The following is a 21,840-nucleotide window of genomic DNA, read 5'->3' as shown; positions in this document are numbered from 1 at the left end:
GGCAGTGGGGCCGGCAGCGTCTCCGCCACCGGCCCCACCGTCAGTTGTCGAGCAGTGAAACAGTTACTTCTTCGCCGGCGTCACGTAGATCTGGGCCGACGAGTTGTCCCCGGCAGCCTTCTTGATCGTCAGCGAGACGCCGTAGTTCACGCCCGCGTCGCCGGGGTTGCCGGTGCCCAGCACGATCGCGCCGCCGCCCAGGGTCACGCCGTAGAACTCCGGCGCAGGGCTGCCGTCCGGGTTGGTGACCCGGGTGGTGTACGGCGCGTTGCCGCGCGACGGCAGGACCACCGACGCGTCGTTGTCACGGGCGTAGGCGGCACCGTCGCGCATCTCGATGCCCGGGTACCAGCCCTTGGCGTCGGTGAACGCCTTCACCGGCGGCAGCCCCTTGAACTTCGTGCAGTACGCGCTGTACGGCTCGTCGGCCGCCTCCAGGCACTCGGTGAACGGGTACGTCCGGTTCAGCGTGAACGCCGCGTTCGACGACTGCGGGCGGCTCGGCAGGTTGTCGGTCACCGACGGGTCCTTCACCGCCGCCTCACCGGTACGGCGCAGCGGGTCGAAGTGCGAGTCGACGATGAGCAGGCCGCCCTTCGCGCCGTAGCTGGGCAGCGCGGTCATCTGCCCGGTGACGTGGTTGACGTCGCCGAGCGCGGTGTCCCGGTACCAGACCAGCATGCCCGGAGCGTTGTAGGAGATCCGGTCGACCTTCCACGCCTCGTGCGAGTAGATGGTGTCGTAGGCGTACTGCAGGCCCTTGTCGAAGCCGTCGAAGTTCCGCCACTCCGCCAGGTAGTACTGGGCGTGCACCTCGGTGCCGCTGGAGACCTTCCAGCCCGCGCCGGTGGTGTCGACGAAGGTGCCGCCGGTGGCCGTCCAGCCGTTGTCGCCGCCCTCGACGTCGTCACTCCAGGTGGTGGCGCCGCCGCCGGTGACCGAGAAGTCGTCGACGAACCAGTTGCGCTCCTCGAACGCCTCGTCGGTGGCCAGCCGCAGCCGCACCTGAACCGTCGTCCCGGCGTACGCCGACAGGTCGACGTAGTCGTGCCGCCAGCCGTCGGTGCTGCCGGTGAGGCCGTACTTCTTGCCGCCGAAGTCGTTCATGCGGCCGTTCGGGTCCGGGTAGCCGTCCGGCGTGGTGACCACCGTGCCGCCCTCGTCGTACACCTTCTGCTCGGTCCAGGTCGTACCGCCGTCGGTGGAGAGCTCGACGAAGCCGTAGTCCCAGTCCTCCTCGATGATGTAGTTGTTCCACATCCAGAACTTCGAGTCGGCGGCTGCCGGCACGTCGACCGAGCGGCTCAGCTTGACGTCGGCCCACTCCTGGTCGTTGTTGCTGTGCCACATCTTCGTGCCGCTGTGCGGGGTCGCCAGCGTCGTCACCTTGTCCGGCAGGTCGACCTTGATGCCGTCCTCGGAGTCGATCGGGGTGCGCGACGTCTGGCCGAGCTTCACCTCGCGCGGGTTCGACCCGGGTCGGATGGTCAGCGGGTCGGCCCAACCGAGCACCCACTTGTCCCAGATGCCCATGTGCGTCGGCAGCGCCTGGAAGATCTCACCGGAGTGCGAGCCCGAGGCCATCAGGTCCCAGAAGTCCACGTCGGAGTCGGCGTTGCCGGACGTGTCGTAGAGGTCCGGCAGACCCAGGTCGTGGCCGAACTCGTGGGCGAAGACACCGACGCCGGCGTCCTCCGGCTGCACGATGTAGTTCGACGCCTTCAGGTTGGTCCCCGGGATGGTGTAGCCACCGGCGACCGTGGAGGAGTGCGCCCACACCGCGTACACGCCCTGGTCGCCGCCGCCACGGGACTTGCCCTGGCCGGCGTGCACCAGCACCAGGTGGTCGATCACGCCGTCGGGCTCGAAGACGTTGCCGTCACCGTCGCGGTCGGCCTGGTCCTCGATGTCGTAGTCGGCCCACGGGAAGTTCGGGTCCTTCGCGACGAGCGCGTCGATCGCGTCGGTCGCCAGGCGGCCCGCGCCGGCCGGGTTGTCCGGGTGGCCGTTCATCGACTGCTCACGGCCGGGAACCCAGGCGCCGGTCTCGTCCTGGAAGCAGCGGTTGGCCGCGTACCAGCCCTCCGAGTGCGGCACGGTGATCCACGGGCTGGCCTGCCCGTCCACCGTGTACGCGTTCTTGGACATCTCCAGGTACATGTTGTGCATGGTGCGACCGGACAGGTCGATGCCCTTCTTGCCGTCCGGGCCCTTCAGGTCCGTGCGGACCCGCTCGGTGATGCCCTTCTTGCTGTAGAGCATCTTGTTGTAGTGCTGCGGCGAGAAGTCCGGCACCCACATCGAGTTGTTGTCCTCGTGGGCAAGGCGCGCCGGGTCCGGGATCTTGTTGTGCTTCGGGCCGTTCTGCACGGTGCCGGGGACGCAGGTGCGGTCCTCGAACACCGTCTTGGGGACCATGACGTCCGTGAAGTCGTCGTTGGCCTTGTCGTTGAACTCCACCAGCAGCGTCAGCAGCTTCGCCGTCTGGGTGGTCGGGGCCTTCTTGAACTTGCGGGGATTCTGACCCGTCTTCAGCGACTTGGCCTCGTCCTTGGCCAGTTGCCGTGCGGTCACCGGGTTGCCCCGGGCGTGCTTGCGGTCGAACGCGCGCGCGGACTCTGCGGCAGGGGTGTAGATGCCACCCTTGCCCTTCACCTCACGGCCGGGGGTGTCCGGCTGCACCTCGGGCTCGGCGTAGTTGATGTAGTGCTCGTCCGCGCCGATCACCGCCTGGGGGGTGCCGGACGACGGCTGAGCCGCCGCACTGCCACTCACGGTCAGTGACGTGGCCGCGAGGGCGAGGACGGGCAGCGCGACGAGTAGACGTCGCCGCGCCCTGGACTGCGGTTTGTGGTTCATGCCGCTCCGTTTCTCGGGCATGGGAGGGAGAACGTTGGGGTGGCCGACCATCGAAGCGATGACTGTCGAACTCTTCCAACCTGCGTGAACCTAAAGCACAACCGGCCGAAAGGACAGTGGTGGCCGACGCCTGTGCCCGTTCAGCTTTCCCCGACTCCCCCGACCGACCGATGTGACACCGGCAGAGCGGCGTGAGCCGCACCCGTAAGACATGACAGAGGGTGGCGGCCCGCACGGACCGCCACCCTCCAATGAGTACGCCTACCGTCAGTCCTCGTCGGACTTCGTACCGCTCATCCCCGAGGAGATCAGGTCCATCACCGAGGAGTCCTGCAACGTGGTCACGTCGCCCAGGGAGCGGTTCTCCGCCACGTCCCGCAGCAACCGTCGCATGATCTTGCCGGAGCGGGTCTTCGGCAACTCCGGCACCAGCATGATCTGCCGCGGCTTGGCGATCGGCCCGAGCGTCTTCGCCACGTGGTTGCGCAGGTCGGCGATGAGCTGCTCACCCGCCTCGCCGGCGATCTCCGTGCTGCCCCGCGGAATGGCGAACGCGACGATCGCCTGACCGGTGGTCGGGTCGGTCGCGCCGACGACCGCCGCCTCGGCCACCGACGGGTGCGACACCAGCGCCGACTCCACCTCGGTCGTCGAGATGTTGTGCCCGGACACCAACATCACGTCGTCCACCCGGCCGAGCAGCCAGATGTGCCCGTCGTCGTCCTTCTTCGCGCCGTCGCCGGCGAAGTACATGCCCTGGAAACGCGACCAGTACGTGTCGATGAACCGGTCGTCGTCACCCCAGATGGTGCGCAGCATCGACGGCCACGGCTCGCGCAGCACCAGGTAGCCGCCACCGCCGTTCGGCACCGACTGGCCCTGGTCGTCCACCACGTCGGCCACGATGCCGGGCAGCGGCGTCATCGCCGAGCCCGGCTTGGCCGCGGTCACCCCCGGCAACGGCGAGATCATGATGGCGCCCGTCTCGGTCTGCCACCAGGTGTCCACCACCGGCAGCTCACCCCGGCCGATGTGCTGCCTGTACCACATCCAGGCCTCCGGGTTGATCGGCTCGCCGACGCTGCCCAACAGGCGCAGCGACGACAGGTCGTAGCCCGCCGGGAGGTCGTCGCCCCACTTCATCATCGTCCGGATCAGGGTGGGAGCGGTGTAGAGGATGCTCACCCCGTACTTGTCGATGATCTCCCAGAACCGGCCCTTGTGCGGCGTGTCCGGGGTGCCCTCGTACATCACCTGGGTGGCGCCGTTGGAGAGCGGGCCGTACACGATGTAGGAGTGCCCGGTGACCCAGCCGATGTCGGCCGTGCACCAGTAGACGTCCGTCTCCGGCTTCAGGTCGAACACCGCGTGCGTGGTGTACGACGCCTGGGTGAGGTAGCCACCGGTGGTGTGCAGGATGCCCTTCGGGCGGGCGGTGGTGCCGCTGGTGTAGAGGATGAACAGCGGGTGCTCGGCGTCGAACGGCTGCGCGGTGTGCTCGGCCGAGGCGGTCTCCACCGTCTCGTGCCACCAGTGGTCCTTCTCCGACCACGCCACGTCCTCGCCGGTGCGGCGGACCACGAGCACGTGCTCCACCGACGGGGAGTTCGCCACCGCCTCGTCCACGGTCGGCTTCAACGCCGACGGCTTGCCCCGCCGGTAACCACCGTCCGCGGTGATCACCACCTTGGCGCTGGCGTCCTGGATCCGGTTGCTCAACGAGTCGGCGGAGAAGCCGCCGAAGACCACACTGTGCGCGGCGCCGATCCGGGCGCAGGCCAACATCGCCACCGCCGCCTCAGGGATCATCGGCAGGTAGATCGCCACCCGGTCGCCGGCGGTCACCCCCAGGTCGGTGAGCGCGTTCGCCGCCCGGCAGGTCAGCTCGTGCAGGTCCGCGTACGTGATGGTGCGGGTGTCGCCCGGCTCGCCCTCCCAGTGGATCGCGACCTTGTCGCCCCGGCCCGCCTCGACGTGCCGATCCAGGCAGTTGTACGCGACGTTGAGCTGCCCACCCACGAACCACTTCGCGAACGGCGGGTTCGACCAGTCGAGCACCTCATCCCACTTCTTCGACCAGGCCAGCCGATCGGCCTGCTTCGCCCAGAAGGCCAGCCGGTCGGCCTCGGCCTCGGCGTACGCGTCGACGGTGACGTTGGCGTGCGCGGCGAGTTCGGCCGGCGGGGGGAACTGGCGCGTCTCGTTCAGCAGATTGGCCAATGCCTCGCTCATGCCGTGACTCCTCATCCTCGGGGTGACCTGGGTCTCGATGGCACGAGGGTAGTCGCGGGGCCTGCGACCGGCCACGGCTGCCCACCGCCTCGCGCCGAGCGGCCCCCGGCGCGCGCCCGGCGGCCCGTCCCACCCGTCCCCGCCGTGCGGGACCGCCTTGATCAAAGCGGTTTCCGTGCCGGATGCCTTGATCAACACGGTTTCATGGAAATCGCGGTGTCCCGGCCAGGCGGACACCCCGACTTCAGCGAACTCGTGTGGGAACTGCCGCGGTGGTTCGGCGATGCGACCGCGCCGGGCGGGTGGTCCGCGTCGCGGTGCGGGCGGGTGCGGCCCGCCGTGCCGGGCCGGGTCGTTAGCGTGGCGGGGTGACCACCGACCCGCTCGCCCCGTTGCTCGCGCTCGCCGACATCGCCGCCGCCGTCGAGGAGGCCCGCGCGCGGTTCGACCAGGCGCTCGGGCACCGGGCGCTGCGCCGGCACGGCGGACAGGTCGCCGCCGAGGTCAGCCTGCGCTCCGCCGTCGCCAGCGCGGCCCTTGAGGGGGCCGGGCACGAGCGTGAGGCGGTTCGGGCCGGCACCGTCACCGAACCGGTGCTCCAGGGGGCGCTGCGGGTCGCCGGAGCGCTGCCGGGCCTGAGCGAGCTGTGGCCGAAGGCGCCCCGCCAGGCGCTCGCGAAGCTGCACGTGCTCGCCGCACGGGATCTGGTGCCGGAGGCCGAACTGGGCCGCCCGGTCGCCGACCCCGTGGTCGCCACCCGACTGGACGGGCTGGCCGGCCTCGTCGCCGGCGGCACGAAGGTCTCCCCGTTGGTGCTCGCCGCCGTCGTACACGGGGAGTTGTTGAACCTGCGCCCGTTCGCCGGGCCGTCCGGCGTGGTGGCCCGGGGGGCGGCCCGGCTGGTGCTGCTCGCCAGTGGCCTCGACCCGCGTGGCCTGCTCGCCGTCGACGTCGGGCACCACGAGCGCGAGCCCGAGTACGTCGGCGCGGCCGGTGCCTTCGCCACCGGCACCCCGGACGGGCTGCGCTCCTGGCTACGGCACTACCTGGCCGCCGTCGAGGTCGCCGCCGACCAGCTCACCGCCATCGGAGACGAGATCCTCGCCGCCGCCTGAGCAGTTGGACGGGTGGTGTCAGGCGGTGGTGGCGGCTCGGGTTCGGCGGTGGCGGCCGTACCAGGCGATGCCGATGGCCACACCCACCCCCACCCCCAGAGCCGCCGCGGCCACCGGGACGGCGGGCCGTTCCCGCAACCGCCGGCCCAGCGGGATCGGGTGGCGGAACTCCAGCACCGGCCACGCGTTCTCCGAAGCCAGCTTGCGCAGCTGCCGGTCCGGGTTGACCACACTCGGGTGGCCCACGCACTCCAACAACGGGCGATCACTGTACGAGTCGGAATAGGCGTACGAATCAGCCAGGTCGTAGTCCCGGGCGGCGGCCAACTCGGTGACCGCCTCGACCTTGCTCGGGCCCGCAGCGTAGAACTCGACCTCGCCGCTGTACCGGCCGTCCTCCACCGTCATCCGGGTCGCGATCACGTCGGTCACGCCGAGCAGCTCACCGATCGGCCGGACCATCTCCTCGCCGGACGCCGACACCAGCACCACGTCCCGCCCGGCCGCCTGGTGCTCGACGATCAGGGCGGCGGCCTCGGCGTACACGTAGGGGTTGATCAGCTCGTGCAGCGTCTCCGCGACGATCTGGCGGACCTGCTCCACCTGCCAGCCCTTGCAGAGCGCAGCCAGGTAGTCCCGTGTTCGGGCCATGGTCTGCTCGTCGGTGCCGCCCAGCCGGAACATCAGCTGCGCGTACGCCGACTTGACCACGTCACGCCGGGTGATCAGCCCATCCCGGTAGAACGGCCGACCGAACGCCAGGGCGCTCGACTTGGCGATGACGGTCTTGTCCAGATCGAAGAAAGCGGCACTTCGGCCCACGGCGCGAAAGTCTAGCCGGATGGTCTATCGTCGGCGGGTGCCCGGGGTCATGCCACCCCTCAGACCTGCGGGCTCTCCGCTCCACGTGATCACGCTCACACTCTGCGAGGAGAATTTCGCAGTGAGTGGAGGCAGCACCACTCGACGTGACGGGCCCGCTCAGGCAAACTTGTCCGTACGACGAGCTTTCACATCCCCGAAACAGGCAGACCCTCAGCGGTTGCACCCCCCGTGACCGCTGAGTGGTTCGGCTCGACCCCCCCGGAGCCGAACCTCCGACGACCCCCGTCTCCCCCCGACGGGGGTCGTCCCTTTCCATGGGAGCGCGCCACCCGACACCAGCAGGCTCGCTCGTGCCCCGGAAGCGGGGGTGCTGCTGCTCGGTCGGGCCTCCACCACAGGTCGTCGCGGGCCGTGCGACCGTCGCCTGGCGTGTAATTTCCCAGCGGGACGAGCTGAGGAGGAACGCGTGGCGGCTGGTGGCTTCTCGTCGAAACGGCTGGCCCGGGTGCGGGGGTTTCTTGAGCACCACGTCGAGTCCGGCTTCGTGCCGGGCATGGTGGTCGTCCTCGCCCGGCACGGTGCGGTGCGCATCGAGGCGACGGGTCAGCTCGCGTTCGAGGGCCCCGGGTCGCAGACACCGATGGCGGCCGACACCATTTGCCGCCTGGGCTCGATGTCGAAGCCGATCGTCGCCGCGTGTGCGATGACCCTCGTCGAGGACTGCACCCTCCGCCTCGACGACCCGGTCGACGATCTTCTCCCCGAGTTGGCGGACATGCGAGTGCTCGCCGGTCCCCACGGCCCGCTGCACGACACCGTCCCGGCGGAACGCCCGATAACGCTGCGGGACGTCCTGGACGGCACCCTTGGCACCGGCATGGTCCCCGCCGAGCCGGGCACGGTGCCGATCGCCGACGCGTTGGACGCACTCGAATACTCGTCGCCGGACGCGTGGATCCGGCAGCTCGGTGACCTTCCGCTCGTCCACCAGCCGGGCGAGCGCTGGATGTACGACACCGCCGCCAACGTGACCGGCGTGCTCATCGCCCGAGCCACCGGCATGTCCTTCGGGGATGCGATCCGTGAGCGGGTCTGCAAGCCACTGGGGATGGTCGACACCGGCTTCAACGTGGCTGGGGAGAGCATCGGCCGGTTCGCCACGGCGTACGAGCAGGACAACGCCGCCACCGGTGAGCCGGTGGTCGAGGACGGTCCCGACGGGCGGTTCAGTCGACCGCGGATGTTCGAGTCCGGTGGTGGCGGGCTCGTCTCGACCGCCCAGGACTACCTCGCCTTCGCCTCGGCGCTGCTCTCCGGCGGTGCCCACGGCGACGAACGGGTGCTGTCGCGGCCCGCGGTGACGCTGATGACGAGCGACCACCTGACCGCGACCCAGAAGGCCCTCTCCGGGTTCTGGCCCGGCTACTTCGACGCGATCGGCTGGGGTTTCGGAATGTCGGTCCGGACCCGCCGCACGCACCTCGGGCCCTCGGTCGGCAGCTACGGATGGCCCGGCTTCTACGGCACGGCCTGGTACAACGACGCCGCCGAGGACCTGGCGGCGATCGTGTTCATGCAGCGGGCACACGCGGGCGACCAGCGGCTGCCGATGTGGCACGACTTCTGGACCACCGTCTACCAGGCGATCGACGACTGACCGCAGCGTTCGTTGCCCGGTGGGCGGCAGCCGCCTGAGGCCGCGCGGCAATCCCGGCGGGGCCGCTCCTTTCGGGAGCGGCCCCGCTGTTTTCCCGCAACGGCCGTAGCTGCGGCGATGCCCGCGCCGATAGCAGATCAACTGTCTCGGCGGGGGTTTTCCACAGGCCACCAGGTTGTCCACAGGTGACGACATCGGGACGGCTCGTGCGGCGGATTCCGAGCAGGGTCGGCGGCATACCAGAGCCCGACCGCTGGAGGCCGCGATGCCACCCCGTACCACGGTTCCGCCGATCCGCCGGCTCCCGCTGGTCGTCACCGGCGACGACGACCTGCTCGACGATGTGCTCCGGCTCGCCGCTGTCGGCGGCACGGAGGTGGAACTCGTCCGCGACCCGGCGGCAGCCCGCACCCGGTGGCTTCCCGCGCCCCTGGTGCTGCTCGGCGCCGACCAGGCGCAGGCCTGTCTGCGCGCCCGGTTGCCGCAGCGCCCCCGGCTGGTGCTGCTCGGCCGGGCTGGCCAGCTCGACCCCGGCTGGCAGATCGCCGAGCTGATCGGGGCCGAGCACGTCGCCACGCTGCCGGCTGCGGAGCCGTGGTTGGTGGATCGGTTCGCCGAACATCATCCGGATCGTCCGGCCGGCGTCGGCGCCCGTGTCGTCGCGGTCCTCGGTGGTCGGGGCGGTGCGGGCGCGAGTGTGTTCGCCGGTGGTCTGGCGGTTACCGCCGCTCGGGCCCGGTTACGCACCCTTCTGGTCGACGCCGACCCACTCGGTGGTGGCCTCGACCTCGTGCTCGGTTGGGAGCAGTTGGAAGGCCTGCGCTGGCCGTCGCTCACCAGCGCCGACGGACGGGTGGACGCCCCGGCGCTGGTGCAGGCCCTGCCCAGCCGGGGTGACCTCGTGGTGCTCTCCTGGGACCGCGGCGAGATGCTGCCGCTGCCGGCGTCGGCGATGGCGGCGACAGTGGACGCGGCCCGGCGTGGGCGGGACTTCGTGGTGATCGACCTGCCCCGACAGCTGGACGATGCGGCTGTGGTGGCGCTGCAAGCCGCCGACCAGGCGTTCGTCGTCGTGCCGGCCGAGTTGCGGGCCACCGCGGCGGCCACTCGGGTGGTGGCTGCGGCCGCCCCGCACTGCGCCGCGCTCTCGGTGGTGGTGCGCGGGCCCGCACCCGGGCGGTTGCGAGCGTCCGAGGTGGCACGTGCGCTGGGCCTCCCCTTGGCCGGCACGTTGCGGCCCGAGCCGGAACTCTGCCGTCGGCTGGAACGGGGCGAGGCTCCGGCCGCCGGAGGCAAGGGCCCACTGGCCGTGCTCTGCCAACGGATCGTCACCGACCTCACCGGCGCGCCGGCTACGGGTGCGGCATGACCGCCGGGCCGGAGGACGGCACCCTCGCCGCCCGGGTACGGCAGCGGATCGCCGCCGCCACCACCCCGGTCACCGCGGCTGCCATCGTCTCCGCGGTACGGGCCGAACCCGCCGCCGCAGTGCTCGGCGACACCGCCATGCTGCGGATCGCCGACCGCGTGCGAGACGACCTCGTCGGCGCCGGGCCGTTGGCGCCGCTGCTCGCCGACCCGGAGGTCACCGACGTCCTCGTCAACGGCGTCCGGGTCTGGGTCGACCGCGGGTCGGGGCTGCACCAGGTCGCCGTCCCGATGGGCTCGGTGGAGGACGTCCGTCGATTGGCGCAGCGGCTGATCGCCAGCGCGGGGCGGCGGCTCGACGACGGCTCGCCGTACGCGGACGCGCGGCTTCCCGACGGCACCCGACTGCATGCCGTGCTGCCGCCGGTGGCGACCGAAGGTCCCTACCTCTCGCTGCGGACCTTCCGACACCGGCCGTTCACGCTCGACGAGCTGGTGCACCAGGGGACCGTGCCGCGACCGCTGGCACCTCTGCTCGCCGCCGTCGTGGCGGCTCGGCTGGCGTACCTGGTGACCGGGGGCACCGGGTCGGGCAAGACGACCCTGCTCAACACCCTGCTGGGCATGGTGCCGACCACCGAACGGATCGTGCTGGTGGAGGACGCCGCCGAGCTGCGTCCGGGCCATCCGCACGTGGTGGGGCTCCAGGCGCGTACCGCCAATGTGGAGGGTACGGGCGTGGTCAGCCTGGCGGATCTGGTCCGGCAGGCGTTGCGGATGCGCCCGGACCGGCTGGTGGTCGGTGAGTGCCGCGGCGGTGAGGTGGTCGACCTGCTGGCCGCGCTCAACACCGGCCATGACGGAGGCGCGGGCACCTTGCACGCCAACACACCGTCGGACGTGCCGGCCCGGTTGGAGGCCCTCGGCATGTTGGGTGGGCTGCCTCGCCTGGCGCTGCACGCCCAGGTGGCCGCCGCGTTGCAGGTGCTGTTCCAGGTGCGACGCAGCGACCGGGGTCGCGTCCTGGAGTCGGTCTGCCTGCTGCTGCCCGAGGGGCCCGACCGCTTGGTGACGGTGGTGCCCGCCTGGGTGCGCGGCAGCGGGCTCGGGCTCGCCGCCCGTGCCCTCGGGGCTCTGCTGCGGGAGCGCGGGGTGGCGGTGCCACCCATCCTCAGCGAACCATGGCCCGGCTCGGCGGGTCCGGCATGACCGCCGAGACGATGCTGGTTGCGGCGCTGCTCCTGATCGCCGCTGCCCTGGTGGCGTGGCCCGTGCGGAGCATTCGGTCCCGTCGCCGTCGCGTACTGGCACCGGAGCGCATGTCCGGCCATGTTGATCCCGATGACGCCCTGGTGCAGTGGATCAGGGAACTCGGTCACACGCCGGACGGGCCGGTCGACGGCCCCGGACCTGCCCCAACCGGGGGTCCGGTCGGCATCGCGGGCGAGTCGGGTGCCAGCGAGAGACGGACGGCACTCGGTTGGCCCGACCGGGACGTCACCCGCAGCCCGAGGTGGCCGGGAGCGGCAGACGGGTTCACACGCCCGGAGGGGCCGACGCGCCCACCGGCCCGGCGGGATCCCCGACGCCCTACCAGCACCGCCCGCCCGGCAGTGGCCTGCACGATGCTTGATGCCGAGCGACAGCCGGACGGGTCGCCGGCCACGATCACGATCGGTGCCAGCGGCGTCGACACGGCCGGTCGGCACGACGTCTCCGGCCCGGCGACCGCAGACGGGGACGGCGACCTGGACACCGCCTGTCGAGGCAGCGCGTCCGCCGGGGCGGCGTCCGACGGGTGCGCGATCGTCGAGTGCCGCGCCCACGGGAGCGTCGGCGCGACCGGAAGACGGTCGAGCACGCCTCCGTCGGTGCGCATCTCGCGTTCGACGACCCGCGTGCTGCCGGTGGTCGGTCTGCTCGGCGGCGGTGTGGGTGCCGTGGTTGGCGGTCCGGTGGCCGCGGTCGCGATGGCCGGGTACGGCACGCTGGCCGTGCGCGCCGCGCTGCGTTGGCGAGTGAACCGGAGCGCCGAGCGGGACAGGCGAGTTGGGCTGGACCAGCTCTGCGGCCTCGCGGCGGACCTGCGGGCCGGGCTGCCCATCCCACCCGCGCTCGACGTGACGGCCGCCGGGGGTGACGGGGGGAGCCGCCTACGTCAGCTGACCTCGGCGGCGGTGCGGTTGGCCGACCGGACCGGTGCGCCGCTGGCGGAGCTTCTGGAGCGGATCGAGGCGGATGCTCGGGCCACCGACCGGGGTCTGGCCGCAGCGGCGGCCCAGGCGGCGGGTGCCCGGGCCACGGCCTGGCTACTGGCGGCCCTGCCGGTTGGGGGGATCGGGTTGGGGTACGGGATCGGCGTCGACCCCCTGGCGGTGCTCCTGCACAGCACTGTCGGCGGCGCCAGCGCGATTGTCGCGGTCGCCCTTCAGGTCGTGGGTCTCCTCTGGGCGGAACGGCTGGGCGCGGCGCCGGGGCGGGCAGGGTGACCGCCCGGGGCCCAGCCGGGCGGCGACCGGACGTGATCCGGCTCGCGGCGGTGCTGGCGGGGATCGCCGTGGCCGTCGTCGTCGAAGGCTGGCTCGGGTTGCTCGGCGCTCTCCCGGCCGCGTTCCTGCTCGATGTCCTGTTGCGGCGGATCGAGTCGCCCGCCGTGCGTCGGCGGCGGCAGCAGGAGGCCGCCGACCTGCCGCTCGCCGCGGACCTGCTGGCCGCGGCGATGCGGGCAGGCGCTCCGGTGGATCGCTCGGTACTGGCCGTCGCCGAGGCACTGGACGGGCCGCTCGCCGGCCGGTTGGCCCGGGTCGGCCGCACGCTGCTGCTCGGTGGCGGCCCGGCGGAGGCGTGGTCCGCGCTGGACGCAGTGCCCGGCGCGGAGCGCCTGACCGCTGCGGCGTTGCGCTCGGCAAACAGTGGCGCAGCCCTGGCCGGCGCACTGACCCGGCTCGCCGACGACCTGCGCGCCGACCGGGCCACCGCCGCCGAGGCATCGGCCCGTCGGGCGGGTGTGCTCATCGTCCTGCCGCTGGGGCTCTGCTTCCTGCCGGCATTCATTCTCGCCGGCCTCGTGCCGGTGATCGTCGCCGTTCTCGGCGACGTGCTCTGACCCCATCGAGAAGGGAAACAGTCATGCGCAAACTCATCGCCCGCCTGCGCGGCGATGCCGGAATGAACACGGCCGAGTACGCCGTGGGCACCCTCGCCGCGGTCGCCTTCGCCGGGATCCTGCTGAAGGTGCTGACCTCCGGCAACGTCCAGTCGGCACTGACCGCCGTCATCGACCGGGCACTGAAGTGATCGAGCGCCGGCAGGCTGGCCGCGATCCAGGTTCGAGCGTTCCCGGGCTGGCGACACGCGGCGGGCGGACACTTCGCGTCCTCCCGCGGCCCGTCGGCGGGGACCGGGGGTCCTTCACCGCCGAACTGGCGGCCGGCCTGCCGGCGCTGCTCCTGCTCCTGCTGGCCGGCCTGACCGCTGTCAACGCCGTCAGCGCGCAGGCGGGTTGCCTGCACGCGGCCCGGGAGGCAGCGCTCGCCGCCGCCCGGGGCGCGGACGGCGGCGCGGACGGTGACAGCGCGGCACCGCCGGGCGCGACGGTCTCAGTGTCCGTCGACGGCGACCGGGTGCGGGCGACGGTACGGGCACCCGTGCGGACGCTGGGCGGCCGACTACCGCGGATCACCGTGGTCGCCACCGCGGTCGCCGCCGTCGAACCGGGCGCGCAGGAGGGGAGTTGGTAGTGCGCAGAGATCCATCACCCCGTGCCGGTCACCCACCGGCCTCCGGGGAGTACGTCGCTGGACGGCCGGACCGGCAGCGAGGTGGAGCGACGGTCCTGCTGCTGGCGATAGGGCTCGTCTTCATGGTGTTCGGTACGTTCGGCGCCGCCATCGTCGCCGCTGGAATGGCGAGCCAGCGGGCGGCGGTTGCAGCCGACCTCGGCGCGCTGGCCGGGGCGGCGCGGGCGCTGGACGGCGACGCCGCGGCCTGCGCGACGGCATCCGACCTCGCCGGGCGCAACGAGGGCCGGCTGGTCGGCTGTCACCTCGACGGGATGGACGTGCTGGTGACGGTCGAGGTGGCGTTCACACCACTACCCGGCCTGACCCGGGTGGCTACGGCGAGCGCCCGCGCCGGCCCGGTACGTGGTTGAGCCCTGTGACTCAGCCGCACGGCGGCGTCTCTGCTCACCATTGCCGCAGTGCCGGACACAGCGAGAGGAGGGCATGCCGGTGGCTTTGTCGGATCGCCGGCCCGGACTCCGCCTCGGCTCGACCGCCTCCGTGGAACAGGCCCCGGGGCACTCCTGGGATCGGTGGGCGCTACGGAGCTGAATCGTTTACGACGCCAGGCGTGATGCGTTCACGACATCAGCTCCAAAGGGGGAGCGGACTACATCCGGGGGCAGGGGCCGGGTCACCAACGCCCTGCTGCCCGGCGGCGCGGTTCAAGGGCCTTTCGCCCAAGAGTGCTGCCGTCCAACGGTCTACCGCCAGCGAGTCAGGGCGCCTGCGGCCCGCCGGCCGGGACTGGTTGAGGTCCAGGTCCCGGCCGGCAGCCGAGGATTGGGTGGCCGCGACGGCGACCGTGCGGGGTCGCCGCGCCCCGCGGTGGCCCAGGCCGGCTGTGTCAGCGGGCCTGGAGCGCGTCGAGGGCGACGGCCATCGCGATGACCAGGCGACGGTCGATCTGCGGGTGCTGCACCTCGACGACGTACTTGTCGCGCAGGCCCCACTTCTTGACCACGGTGAAGACCGACTGACCGCCTGCGGTGAAGTCGAAGTGGTACGGAAGCCAGGACAGCGAGTCGACGAATCGACGCAGCAGTGCCACCGGCATGCTCCGCTCCTGGCCCGTCACCTGCGGCAGACCGGCCTGCTCGACGTGCCAGGTGGAGCGCAGCAGCGACTGGGCGAAGTCCTTGCGGAACAGGCCGATCGGGTTGCCGGCCGCGTCAGTGACGTCGTACGTGGCACCGAGGTCGATGCGCTGGCGGGCCTTGAAGCCGAGCAGAGGCTGCTGCTTGGAGTCATCCGTGTAGATGGTCACCTGCTCCTTGAAGGCGAGCCGCTTCTGCTGCGCGAACGCCAGCAGCTCACCCTCGGTGCCATCGGGGGCGACCGCCCGGACCTCGTACTGGTTGACCATCATGCGCAGTCGTTGGCGGATGTGGAACTGGTGCTGGCCCTGCACGTTGTCGAGCTGCATGTGTACTCCTCCGGGGATTGGTGCGCCGGAGTCTCGCACAGCCCGACGACCGCCGCGCCCCTGCCGCCCATGATCAGTAGCTGCTGGGTAGCCGTCGAGGTCGCCGGACGACTACCCAGCACGAAAGTGGTCACTGGTGCCCGGGCAGGACCACTCCGGAGGACCTCAGCGACTGTCGACGGAGTTCGCGGCCCGTAGCGCCCAGGTGTTCAGCACCTGGTGGATGCCGCGCAGCCGCTCGTTGATCTGTTCCAGCCGTTCCGCCTGAGCCAGGGCGGCCAGTGCCGACCCCAGCGCGATCTGCTGGTCGAGGGTGAGATTGTCCTGGTCAATGGTGTAGAGCAGGTCGACGGTTTCGGCGATGGTGTCGGCCACGGCTTCTCCTCGGGCACGGGGGCGGTCGGCAACATGGGCATCGATGGAAGCGCTCCCACACCATTGTGCCCCGTGCCGTGCCGATTCATGCAAGCCGCTCAGTCCGGCAGGTTCGCCAACACCACGTCGAGCACCCGGATCGCGTCCGGCTTGGACAGGGGGTTGTTGCCGTTGCCGCATTTCGGTGACTGCACGCAGGACGGGCAACCGGCCTCACAGCCGCACTCCGCGATGGCGTCCCGGGTGGCCCGCAGCCACGCCGCCGCCGTCCCGTATGCCCGCTCGGCGAACCCGGCCCCACCCGGATGCCCGTCGTAGACGAAGACGGTCGGCGCTTCGGTGTCGGGGTGCAGGGCGGTGGAAAGCCCGCCGATGTCCCACCGGTCGCAGGTGGCCATCAGCGGCAGCAGGCCGATCGCGGCGTGTTCGGCGGCGTGCAGCGCACCCGGCACGTCGGCCGGCTGGACCCCGGCGAGGGCCAACGACTGCGGCGACAGGGTGAACCAGACCGCCACCGTGCGAAGCTCCCGGGTGGGCAGGTCGAGTGGTCGGGTGTCGATCACCTCGCCGGTGGCGATCCGCCGCCGCTGGTACGACACCACCTGACTGGTCACATCCACCTCGCCCAGGAACATGCCCACCGGGCCGGCGTCCACGTAGGAGCGCACCGACACCACCGACAGGTCGGTGACGTCGCGGGCGTGGGTGGACCAGTCCGGTTCCTCGGCGCGTACCAGCGCGCAACCGTCGGCCAGGTCCAGCTGGTCGACCACGTACGAGACGCCCTGATGCAGATAGACCGCGCCGGAGTGCAGCAGGAAGTGCGACGAGCCGCCGTCGACAGTGCCGAGCAGCCGGCCCGTCGACGACTCCACCACGGCGACCGGGGCACCGCCCTCGCCGCGCAGGTCCACCTCTGGCCGCTCCCGGTGCCGCCAGTACCAACCGGTGGGCCGCTGCCGTAGCGCCCCCGCCGCGACCAGCTCGTCGACCGCCTCCTTCGCCCCCTCGCCGAAGAGCGCCAGATCGGCAGGTGTGAGCGGTGCCTCCACCGCGGCGCAGGCCAGCTGCGGTGCCAGCACGTACGGGTTGGCCGGGTCGAGCACCGTCGCCTCGACCGGCGCGCCGAAGATCGCCTCCGGGTGGTGCACCAGGTAGGTGTCGAGGGGATCGTCCCGGGCCACCAGCACGGCGAGGGCCTCCTGCCCGGAACGCCCGGCGCGGCCCGCCTGCTGCCACAGCGACGCCCGGGTGCCCGGATAGCCGCAGATCAGCACCGCGTCGAGCCCGACCAGGTCCACGCCCAGCTCCAGTGCGTTGGTGGAGGCCAGGCCGAGCAGGTCGCCGTGCAACAGCGCCCGTTCCAGCTCGCGCCGCTCCTCCCGCAGGTAGCCGCCCCGGTAGGCGGCCACCCGGTCGCCGAGCCCCGGAACCGCGTCGTCCAGCGCTCGGCGCGCGTTGGTGGCCACCACCTCGGCGCCCTTGCGGGAGCGGACGAAGGCGAGGGTGCGTACCCCCTCGGCGACCGTGTCGGCGAGCAGGTCCGCGGTCTCGCGCAGCGCCGACCGGCGGACCTGGTGGAGCTCGTCGTGTTCGCCCGTCGCCTGTGGCGGCACCGGCGTGGAGGCCGACGAGTCGGGTGGCAGCAGCGGCGGTTCCCAGAGCGCGAAGGTCACCCCACCACGGGGGGAGGCGTCCTCGGTGACCGCCGTCACCGGCAGCCCGGTCAGCCGCCCGGCGGCGGTGGCCGGGTCACCGGACGTCGCCGAGGCGAGCACGAACACCGGGGTGGCTCCGAACCGGGCGCACTGCCGCCGCAGCCGACGCAGCACGTGCGCGACGTGCGAGCCGAACACCCCCCGGTACGTGTGGCACTCGTCGATCACCACGTAGGCGAGTCGGCGCAGGAAGCCGGACCACTGGGCGTGCCCGGGCAGGATGCCGTGGTGCAGCATGTCCGGGTTGGTCAGCACGAACCGGGAGTGCCGCCGGATCCACTCCCGCTCGGTGCGCGGAGTGTCCCCGTCGTAGCAGGCGGGGCGTACCCCTTCCAGCTCCAGCGCGGAGACGGCGCGCAACTGGTCCGCGGCGAGGGCCTTGGTCGGCGCCAGGTAGAGCACCGTGGCCCGGGGGTCGGCCAGCAGGGTGGCCAGGGCGGGCAGTTGGTACGCCAGTGACTTGCCGGACGCGGTGCCGGTGGCGACGACCACGTGCTGGCCCTCGTACGCCAGGTTGGCCGCCTCGGCCTGGTGCTGCCACGGCGCGACCACGCCGCGTCGGGTGAACGCCGCGCGCAACTCCGCCGGTGCCCACGACGGCCACGGCGCGGGCACCCCGGCGCGGGCCGGTACCCGCTCGACGTGGGTGACCGGGTCGGCGGCGCCTCGGGCGCGTAGCCGGCGCAGCAGGTCGGCGGGCGCTGGCCCGGTGCCGGGACCAGCGGATACGGTGGCCGCGGACGACGACTCCAGGTCGTGGCGCGGCGTGCCGCGCGCGGAGCTGAAGTCGTCGGAGGTCACGCCCTGCACTCTCGCACTGGTGTTCGGAGATGAAAAGTCGGACACCGGGGTAAGGGGAAGCCTCCGCTGGCGTCCGCAGGCCGCCCCGGCGGTAGTGGTTAGATGCCCACGAGAGTTTACGGCTCTGGCGAGGAGGACCGATGGAGCTGTCACTGGCGACCCGCACCGTGGGCGAGCACACGGTGCTCGAGGTCGGTGGTGAGGTGGACGTCTACACCGCGCCCCGGCTCCGTGAGCGACTCCTCGAACTGATCGACGGTGGCGCCCGTCACGTGGTGGTGGACCTCGGTCGGGTGGACTTCCTCGACTCGACCGGGCTGGGGGTGCTGGTCGGCGCGCTCAAGCGGCTTCGCTCGGCCGGCGGTTCGTTCGCGCTGGTCTGCGACAAGGAGCCACTGCTCAAGATCTTCCGGATCACCGCGCTGGACCAGGTGTTTCCGCTGCACCCGACGGTCGACGCGGCGGTCAGCGCCGACTCGGCGGGCGCCGGCGCGTGATGGCGACAGTCAAGCTCTCCTTCTCGCCCGCTCCGGTGCACGTGCGCACCGCCCGCCTGGTCGGCGTCGCCGTCGCCCGGCGGGCCGGGGTGCGGGAGGACCTGCTGGACGAGGTGCGCCTGGCCATCGGTGAGGCGTGCACCCGCGCGGTGGCCCTGCACCGGCAGTACGGCCTGGCCGACCCGGTGCTGGTCGAGATGTCCGACGGTGGCTCGTACGCCGTGCGGGTGGTGGACCGGGCGCCCATCGAGGCGGGTATCGGTCTGACCGCGCTGCCGCCGGACGAGCTGGCCAACGAGTCGCTGACCGACGAGGCGCTCACCACCGGCGTCGGCTTCGCGCTGCTCGCCGGTTTCGTCGAGGACCTCCAGGTGCGCCCGGTCGACGAGGGCATCGGCACCGAGGTGCGGATGGTGTGGCCGGTCGGCCGCTGACCGGTTCCGCCGTGTAGGCCGCGTCCCCTGCTGGGGATGCGGCCTTCTTTGCATGGATGGGGCCCTATATCAGATTTAGTTTCATAACACAGCGACGAAGATCATCGCGACACGGTGCCACCTGGGTGTGACCTCCAACACTGTGGAGGGCTACAGTACCCGGGTTGTCAGCAAGTGACCTATCCCGCAGCCAGCGGGTATGGGTGTTCATCGCTGGTCCGCTGGTGGGTTGGCGCGCGCTTGCGAGTCCGCATCCAGGCGTCGGTCAGTGCGTCTCCACTCACCGGCGCGATTGTTCGGTAACAGGAGGACACAGATGTCCGAGACCTTGGCCGCCGACGGCGGCGGGCTTTCCCTTACCGGAAGCAATGTCACCTACGTCGTCATCGCCGCGGTCGTCGCGCTGGTGGCACTTGGTTTCGCTGCCGCCCTGACGAAAACGGTGCTGGCCGCTGGTAGGGGCACCGAAAAAATGCAGGAGATCTCGGGGGCGGTCCAGGAGGGCGCTTCGGCCTACCTGCTCCGACAGTTCCGCACCCTGGCGATCTTCGTCGTCGTCGCCGTCGTGCTGCTCTTCCTTCTTCCGGTGCACGACACCGACGGCAGTGAGCTGGCCGTGAAGATCGGCCGCTCGCTCTTCTTCGTGGTGGGCGCCCTGTTCAGCGCGTTCATCGGCGGTGCCGGCATGTGGCTGGCCACCCGCGCCAACCTGCGGGTGGCCGCCGCCGCACGGGAGCGGGTCGGTGGCCGCGAGGCGGCCATGAAGATCGCCTTCCGGACCGGCGGTGTCGTCGGCTTCCTCACCGTCGGCCTCGGCCTCTTCGGTGCGGCGCTGGTCGTCCTCGTCTACCGGGGTGACGCGCCCACGGTGCTGGAGGGCTTCGGCTTCGGCGCCGCCCTGCTCGCGATGTTCATGCGGGTCGGTGGCGGCATCTTCACCAAGGCCGCCGACGTCGGCGCCGACCTGGTCGGCAAGGTCGAGCAGGGCATCCCCGAGGATGACCCGCGCAACGCCGCCACCATCGCCGACAACGTGGGCGACAACGTCGGTGACTGCGCCGGTATGGCCGCCGACCTGTTCGAGTCGTACGCGGTCACGCTGGTCGCCGCGCTGATCCTCGGTCGCGCCGCCTTCGGCGAGCAGGGCCTGGTCTTCCCGCTGATCATCTCCACCATCGGCGTGCTGATCGCGATCGTCGGCGTCTTCATCACCCGCCTGCGCGCGTCCGACCGCAACGGCCTGACCGCGATCAACCGGGCCTTCTACCTGTCGGCTGTACTCTCCGCGGTGCTGGTGGCGATCGCCGCCTACGCGTACCTGCCGGCGACCTTCGGCGAGTTCGACAGCGGTCTCACCGACGCCAGCGGCAACCCGCGACTGGTGGCCATCGGCGCGGTCGTGATCGGCATCGTGCTGGCCGCCGCGATCCAGGCGCTGACCGGCTACTTCACCGAGACCAACAAGCGGCCGGTACAGGACATCGGCAAGAGCTCGCAGACCGGTGCCGCCACCGTCATCCTCGCCGGCATCAGCATCGGTCTGGAATCGGCGGTCTACTCGGCGGTGCTGATCGGCGCGGGCGTCTTCGGCGCGTTCCTGCTCGGCGGCAGCTCCATCACGCTGTCGCTGTTCGCGGTGGCGCTGGCCGGCACCGGGCTGCTCACCACCGTCGGCGTGATCGTCGCGATGGACACCTTCGGCCCGATCTCCGACAACGCCCAGGGCGTCGCCGAGATGTCCGGCGACATCGACGAGCACGGCGCGCGCACGCTGACCGAGCTGGACGCGGTCGGCAACACCACCAAGGCGATCACCAAGGGCATCGCGATCGCCACGGCGGTGCTCGCGGCGACCGCGCTGTTCGGCTCGTACACCGACACGCTCAGCAGCGCGTACGCGACGGCGGGCGTGGGCGACGTCGGCAACGAGATCCTCAACGCGCTGAACGTGGCGAACCCGCGCAACCTGGTCGGCCTGATCATCGGCGCGGCGGTGGTCTTCCTCTTCTCCGGGCTGGCCATCAACGCGGTGTCCCGCTCGGCCGGCGCCGTGGTGATGGAGGTCCGCCGGCAGTTCCGTGAGCTGCCCGGCATCATGGACGGCACCCAGCGCCCGGAGTACGGCAAGGTCGTCGACATCTGCACCCGGGACGCGCAGCGCGAGCTGATGACCCCCGGTCTGCTGGCCATCCTGGCGCCGATCGCTGTCGGCTTCGGCCTCGGGCCCGGCGCGCTCGCGGCGTACCTGGCCGGTGCGATCGGTGCCGGCACCCTGATGGCGGTGTTCCTGTCCAACTCCGGTGGGGCCTGGGACAACGCCAAGAAGCTGGTCGAGGACGGCGCGTACGGCGGCAAGGGCTCCGAGTCGCACGCCGCCACGGTCATCGGCGACACCGTCGGTGACCCGTTCAAGGACACCGCCGGCCCGGCGATCAACCCGCTGATCAAGGTGATGAACCTGGTCTCGCTGCTGATCGCGCCCGCCGTGGTGGCCTGGAGCGTCGGCGACGACCGCAACGTCGGCCTGCGGATCGGCATCGCCCTGGTCGCGACGCTGATCATCGTGGCGTCGGTGGTGTTCAGCAAGCGCAAGGGCATCGCGATGTCCGACTCGGACGCCGACGGCAACACCGGCGCGGGCAGCACCGACCACCGCCCGGAGACGGTCAACGCCTGATCCAGTAACGGCCCGGGTCCCCGGTCGACGTGGCTTGTCGACCGGGGACCCCGGCCGTCCGGCCCGGTGCCACA

The 21,840-nt window shown here is 71.6% G+C and carries 18 protein-coding genes; 12 read left to right on the top strand and 6 right to left on the bottom strand.

The window, feature by feature from the left end; all coding sequences use genetic code 11:
• Positions 1-63: 63 nt before the first annotated feature.
• Both AB0877_RS02015 and acs read right to left on the bottom strand, forming a co-directional pair.
• Positions 64-2,859, bottom strand: a complete 2,796-nt coding sequence (locus tag AB0877_RS02015; RefSeq protein WP_366605791.1) for an immune inhibitor A domain-containing protein — start codon at positions 2,857-2,859, stop codon at positions 64-66.
• A 267-nt stretch (positions 2,860-3,126) separates the two neighbouring features.
• Entirely contained in the window at positions 3,127-5,091 is a 1,965-nt protein-coding gene (gene acs, locus AB0877_RS02010; RefSeq protein ID WP_366605789.1) for an acetate--CoA ligase, read from the bottom strand.
• A 368-nt stretch (positions 5,092-5,459) separates the two neighbouring features.
• On the opposite strand from acs, the gene AB0877_RS02005 reads away from it, so the two are divergent.
• On the top strand, positions 5,460-6,206 hold the full coding sequence (locus tag AB0877_RS02005; RefSeq protein ID WP_366605787.1) for an oxidoreductase: 747 nt from the start codon (positions 5,460-5,462) through the stop codon (positions 6,204-6,206).
• An 18-nt stretch (positions 6,207-6,224) separates the two neighbouring features.
• Here AB0877_RS02005 and AB0877_RS02000 read toward each other — a convergent pair whose 3' ends face one another.
• Entirely contained in the window at positions 6,225-7,028 is an 804-nt protein-coding gene (locus AB0877_RS02000; RefSeq protein ID WP_355004872.1) for an HAD-IB family hydrolase, read from the bottom strand.
• 469 nt (positions 7,029-7,497) lie between these two features.
• On the opposite strand from AB0877_RS02000, the gene AB0877_RS01995 reads away from it, so the two are divergent.
• The 8 genes from AB0877_RS01995 (at position 7,498) to AB0877_RS01960 (ending at position 14,209) form a co-directional block, all read left to right on the top strand.
• Positions 7,498-8,688 carry a serine hydrolase domain-containing protein gene (locus AB0877_RS01995; protein WP_366605786.1) on the top strand — a complete coding sequence of 397 codons (1,191 nt, stop codon included), beginning with the start codon at positions 7,498-7,500 and terminating at the stop codon, positions 8,686-8,688.
• A 265-nt stretch (positions 8,689-8,953) separates the two neighbouring features.
• On the top strand, positions 8,954-10,057 hold the full coding sequence (gene ssd, locus AB0877_RS01990; protein WP_366605784.1) for a septum site-determining protein Ssd: 1,104 nt from the start codon (positions 8,954-8,956) through the stop codon (positions 10,055-10,057).
• A complete protein-coding gene (locus AB0877_RS01985; RefSeq protein WP_366605783.1) occupies positions 10,054-11,265 on the top strand; it encodes a TadA family conjugal transfer-associated ATPase in 1,212 nt (403 codons plus the stop codon). The genes ssd and AB0877_RS01985 overlap by 4 nt, the downstream gene beginning before the upstream one ends.
• A gap of 416 nt (positions 11,266-11,681) precedes the next feature.
• Positions 11,682-12,545, top strand: coding sequence for a hypothetical protein (locus AB0877_RS01980; RefSeq protein ID WP_366605781.1), 864 nt, complete (start codon positions 11,682-11,684; stop codon positions 12,543-12,545).
• Entirely contained in the window at positions 12,542-13,162 is a 621-nt protein-coding gene (locus AB0877_RS01975) for a type II secretion system F family protein (RefSeq protein ID WP_366605779.1), read from the top strand. Before AB0877_RS01980 ends, AB0877_RS01975 begins: the two co-directional genes overlap by 4 nt.
• Before the next feature lie 23 nt (positions 13,163-13,185).
• Positions 13,186-13,353 (top strand): DUF4244 domain-containing protein, encoded by a 168-nt coding sequence (locus AB0877_RS01970; protein WP_081883916.1) that lies wholly within the window; start codon positions 13,186-13,188, stop codon positions 13,351-13,353.
• Between the two features lie 47 nt (positions 13,354-13,400).
• A complete protein-coding gene (locus tag AB0877_RS01965) occupies positions 13,401-13,796 on the top strand; it encodes a TadE family type IV pilus minor pilin (protein WP_366606168.1) in 396 nt (131 codons plus the stop codon).
• Complete coding sequence (locus tag AB0877_RS01960) at positions 13,790-14,209, top strand: Rv3654c family TadE-like protein (RefSeq protein WP_366605777.1); 420 nt, start codon at positions 13,790-13,792, stop codon at positions 14,207-14,209. The genes AB0877_RS01965 and AB0877_RS01960 overlap by 7 nt, the downstream gene beginning before the upstream one ends.
• A gap of 476 nt (positions 14,210-14,685) precedes the next feature.
• On the opposite strand, the gene AB0877_RS01955 is transcribed toward AB0877_RS01960, so the two are convergent.
• From AB0877_RS01955 to AB0877_RS01945, 3 genes are all read right to left on the bottom strand, one after another.
• On the bottom strand, positions 14,686-15,264 hold the full coding sequence (locus tag AB0877_RS01955; RefSeq protein WP_366605776.1) for a hypothetical protein: 579 nt from the start codon (positions 15,262-15,264) through the stop codon (positions 14,686-14,688).
• A 165-nt stretch (positions 15,265-15,429) separates the two neighbouring features.
• Positions 15,430-15,639, bottom strand: coding sequence for a hypothetical protein (locus AB0877_RS01950; RefSeq protein WP_357223754.1), 210 nt, complete (start codon positions 15,637-15,639; stop codon positions 15,430-15,432).
• A gap of 98 nt (positions 15,640-15,737) precedes the next feature.
• Positions 15,738-18,158 carry a DEAD/DEAH box helicase gene (locus tag AB0877_RS01945; RefSeq protein WP_366605775.1) on the bottom strand — a complete coding sequence of 807 codons (2,421 nt, stop codon included), beginning with the start codon at positions 18,156-18,158 and terminating at the stop codon, positions 15,738-15,740.
• 140 nt (positions 18,159-18,298) lie between these two features.
• Between AB0877_RS01945 and AB0877_RS01940 the strand changes: the two genes are divergently transcribed.
• The 3 genes from AB0877_RS01940 (at position 18,299) to AB0877_RS01930 (ending at position 21,766) form a co-directional block, all read left to right on the top strand.
• Positions 18,299-18,655 (top strand): STAS domain-containing protein, encoded by a 357-nt coding sequence (locus AB0877_RS01940; RefSeq protein ID WP_030334225.1) that lies wholly within the window; start codon positions 18,299-18,301, stop codon positions 18,653-18,655.
• The gene (locus tag AB0877_RS01935) at positions 18,652-19,089 is read left to right on the top strand and encodes an ATP-binding protein (protein WP_030334228.1); all 438 of its coding nucleotides are present in this window, start codon (positions 18,652-18,654) and stop codon (positions 19,087-19,089) included. Before AB0877_RS01940 ends, AB0877_RS01935 begins: the two co-directional genes overlap by 4 nt.
• 316 nt (positions 19,090-19,405) lie before the next feature.
• The gene (locus AB0877_RS01930; RefSeq protein ID WP_366605772.1) at positions 19,406-21,766 is read left to right on the top strand and encodes a sodium-translocating pyrophosphatase; all 2,361 of its coding nucleotides are present in this window, start codon (positions 19,406-19,408) and stop codon (positions 21,764-21,766) included.
• Positions 21,767-21,840 lie beyond the last annotated feature (74 nt).

Source organism: Micromonospora sp. NPDC047644, assembly GCF_040704315.1.
GTDB lineage: Bacteria > Actinomycetota > Actinomycetes > Mycobacteriales > Micromonosporaceae > Micromonospora.
This window is presented reverse-complemented; position numbering and strand designations above follow the sequence as displayed.

What these genes read in the sequence shown, in the direction of transcription:
- AB0877_RS01980 (WP_366605781.1), top strand. Translation starts at nt 11,682, where the DNA reads ATGCTTGATGCCGAGCGACAGCCGGACGGGTCGCCGGCCACGATCACG.
- AB0877_RS01985 (WP_366605783.1), top strand. Translation starts at nt 10,054, where the DNA reads ATGACCGCCGGGCCGGAGGACGGCACCCTCGCCGCCCGGGTACGGCAG.
- acs (WP_366605789.1), bottom strand. Translation starts at nt 5,091, where the DNA reads ATGAGCGAGGCATTGGCCAATCTGCTGAACGAGACGCGCCAGTTCCCC.
- AB0877_RS02015 (WP_366605791.1), bottom strand. Translation starts at nt 2,859, where the DNA reads ATGAACCACAAACCGCAGTCCAGGGCGCGGCGACGTCTACTCGTCGCG.
- AB0877_RS01940 (WP_030334225.1), top strand. Translation starts at nt 18,299, where the DNA reads ATGGAGCTGTCACTGGCGACCCGCACCGTGGGCGAGCACACGGTGCTC.
- AB0877_RS01955 (WP_366605776.1), bottom strand. Translation starts at nt 15,264, where the DNA reads ATGCAGCTCGACAACGTGCAGGGCCAGCACCAGTTCCACATCCGCCAA.
- ssd (WP_366605784.1), top strand. Translation starts at nt 8,954, where the DNA reads ATGCCACCCCGTACCACGGTTCCGCCGATCCGCCGGCTCCCGCTGGTC.
- AB0877_RS01930 (WP_366605772.1), top strand. Translation starts at nt 19,406, where the DNA reads ATGTCCGAGACCTTGGCCGCCGACGGCGGCGGGCTTTCCCTTACCGGA.
- AB0877_RS01970 (WP_081883916.1), top strand. Translation starts at nt 13,186, where the DNA reads ATGCGCAAACTCATCGCCCGCCTGCGCGGCGATGCCGGAATGAACACG.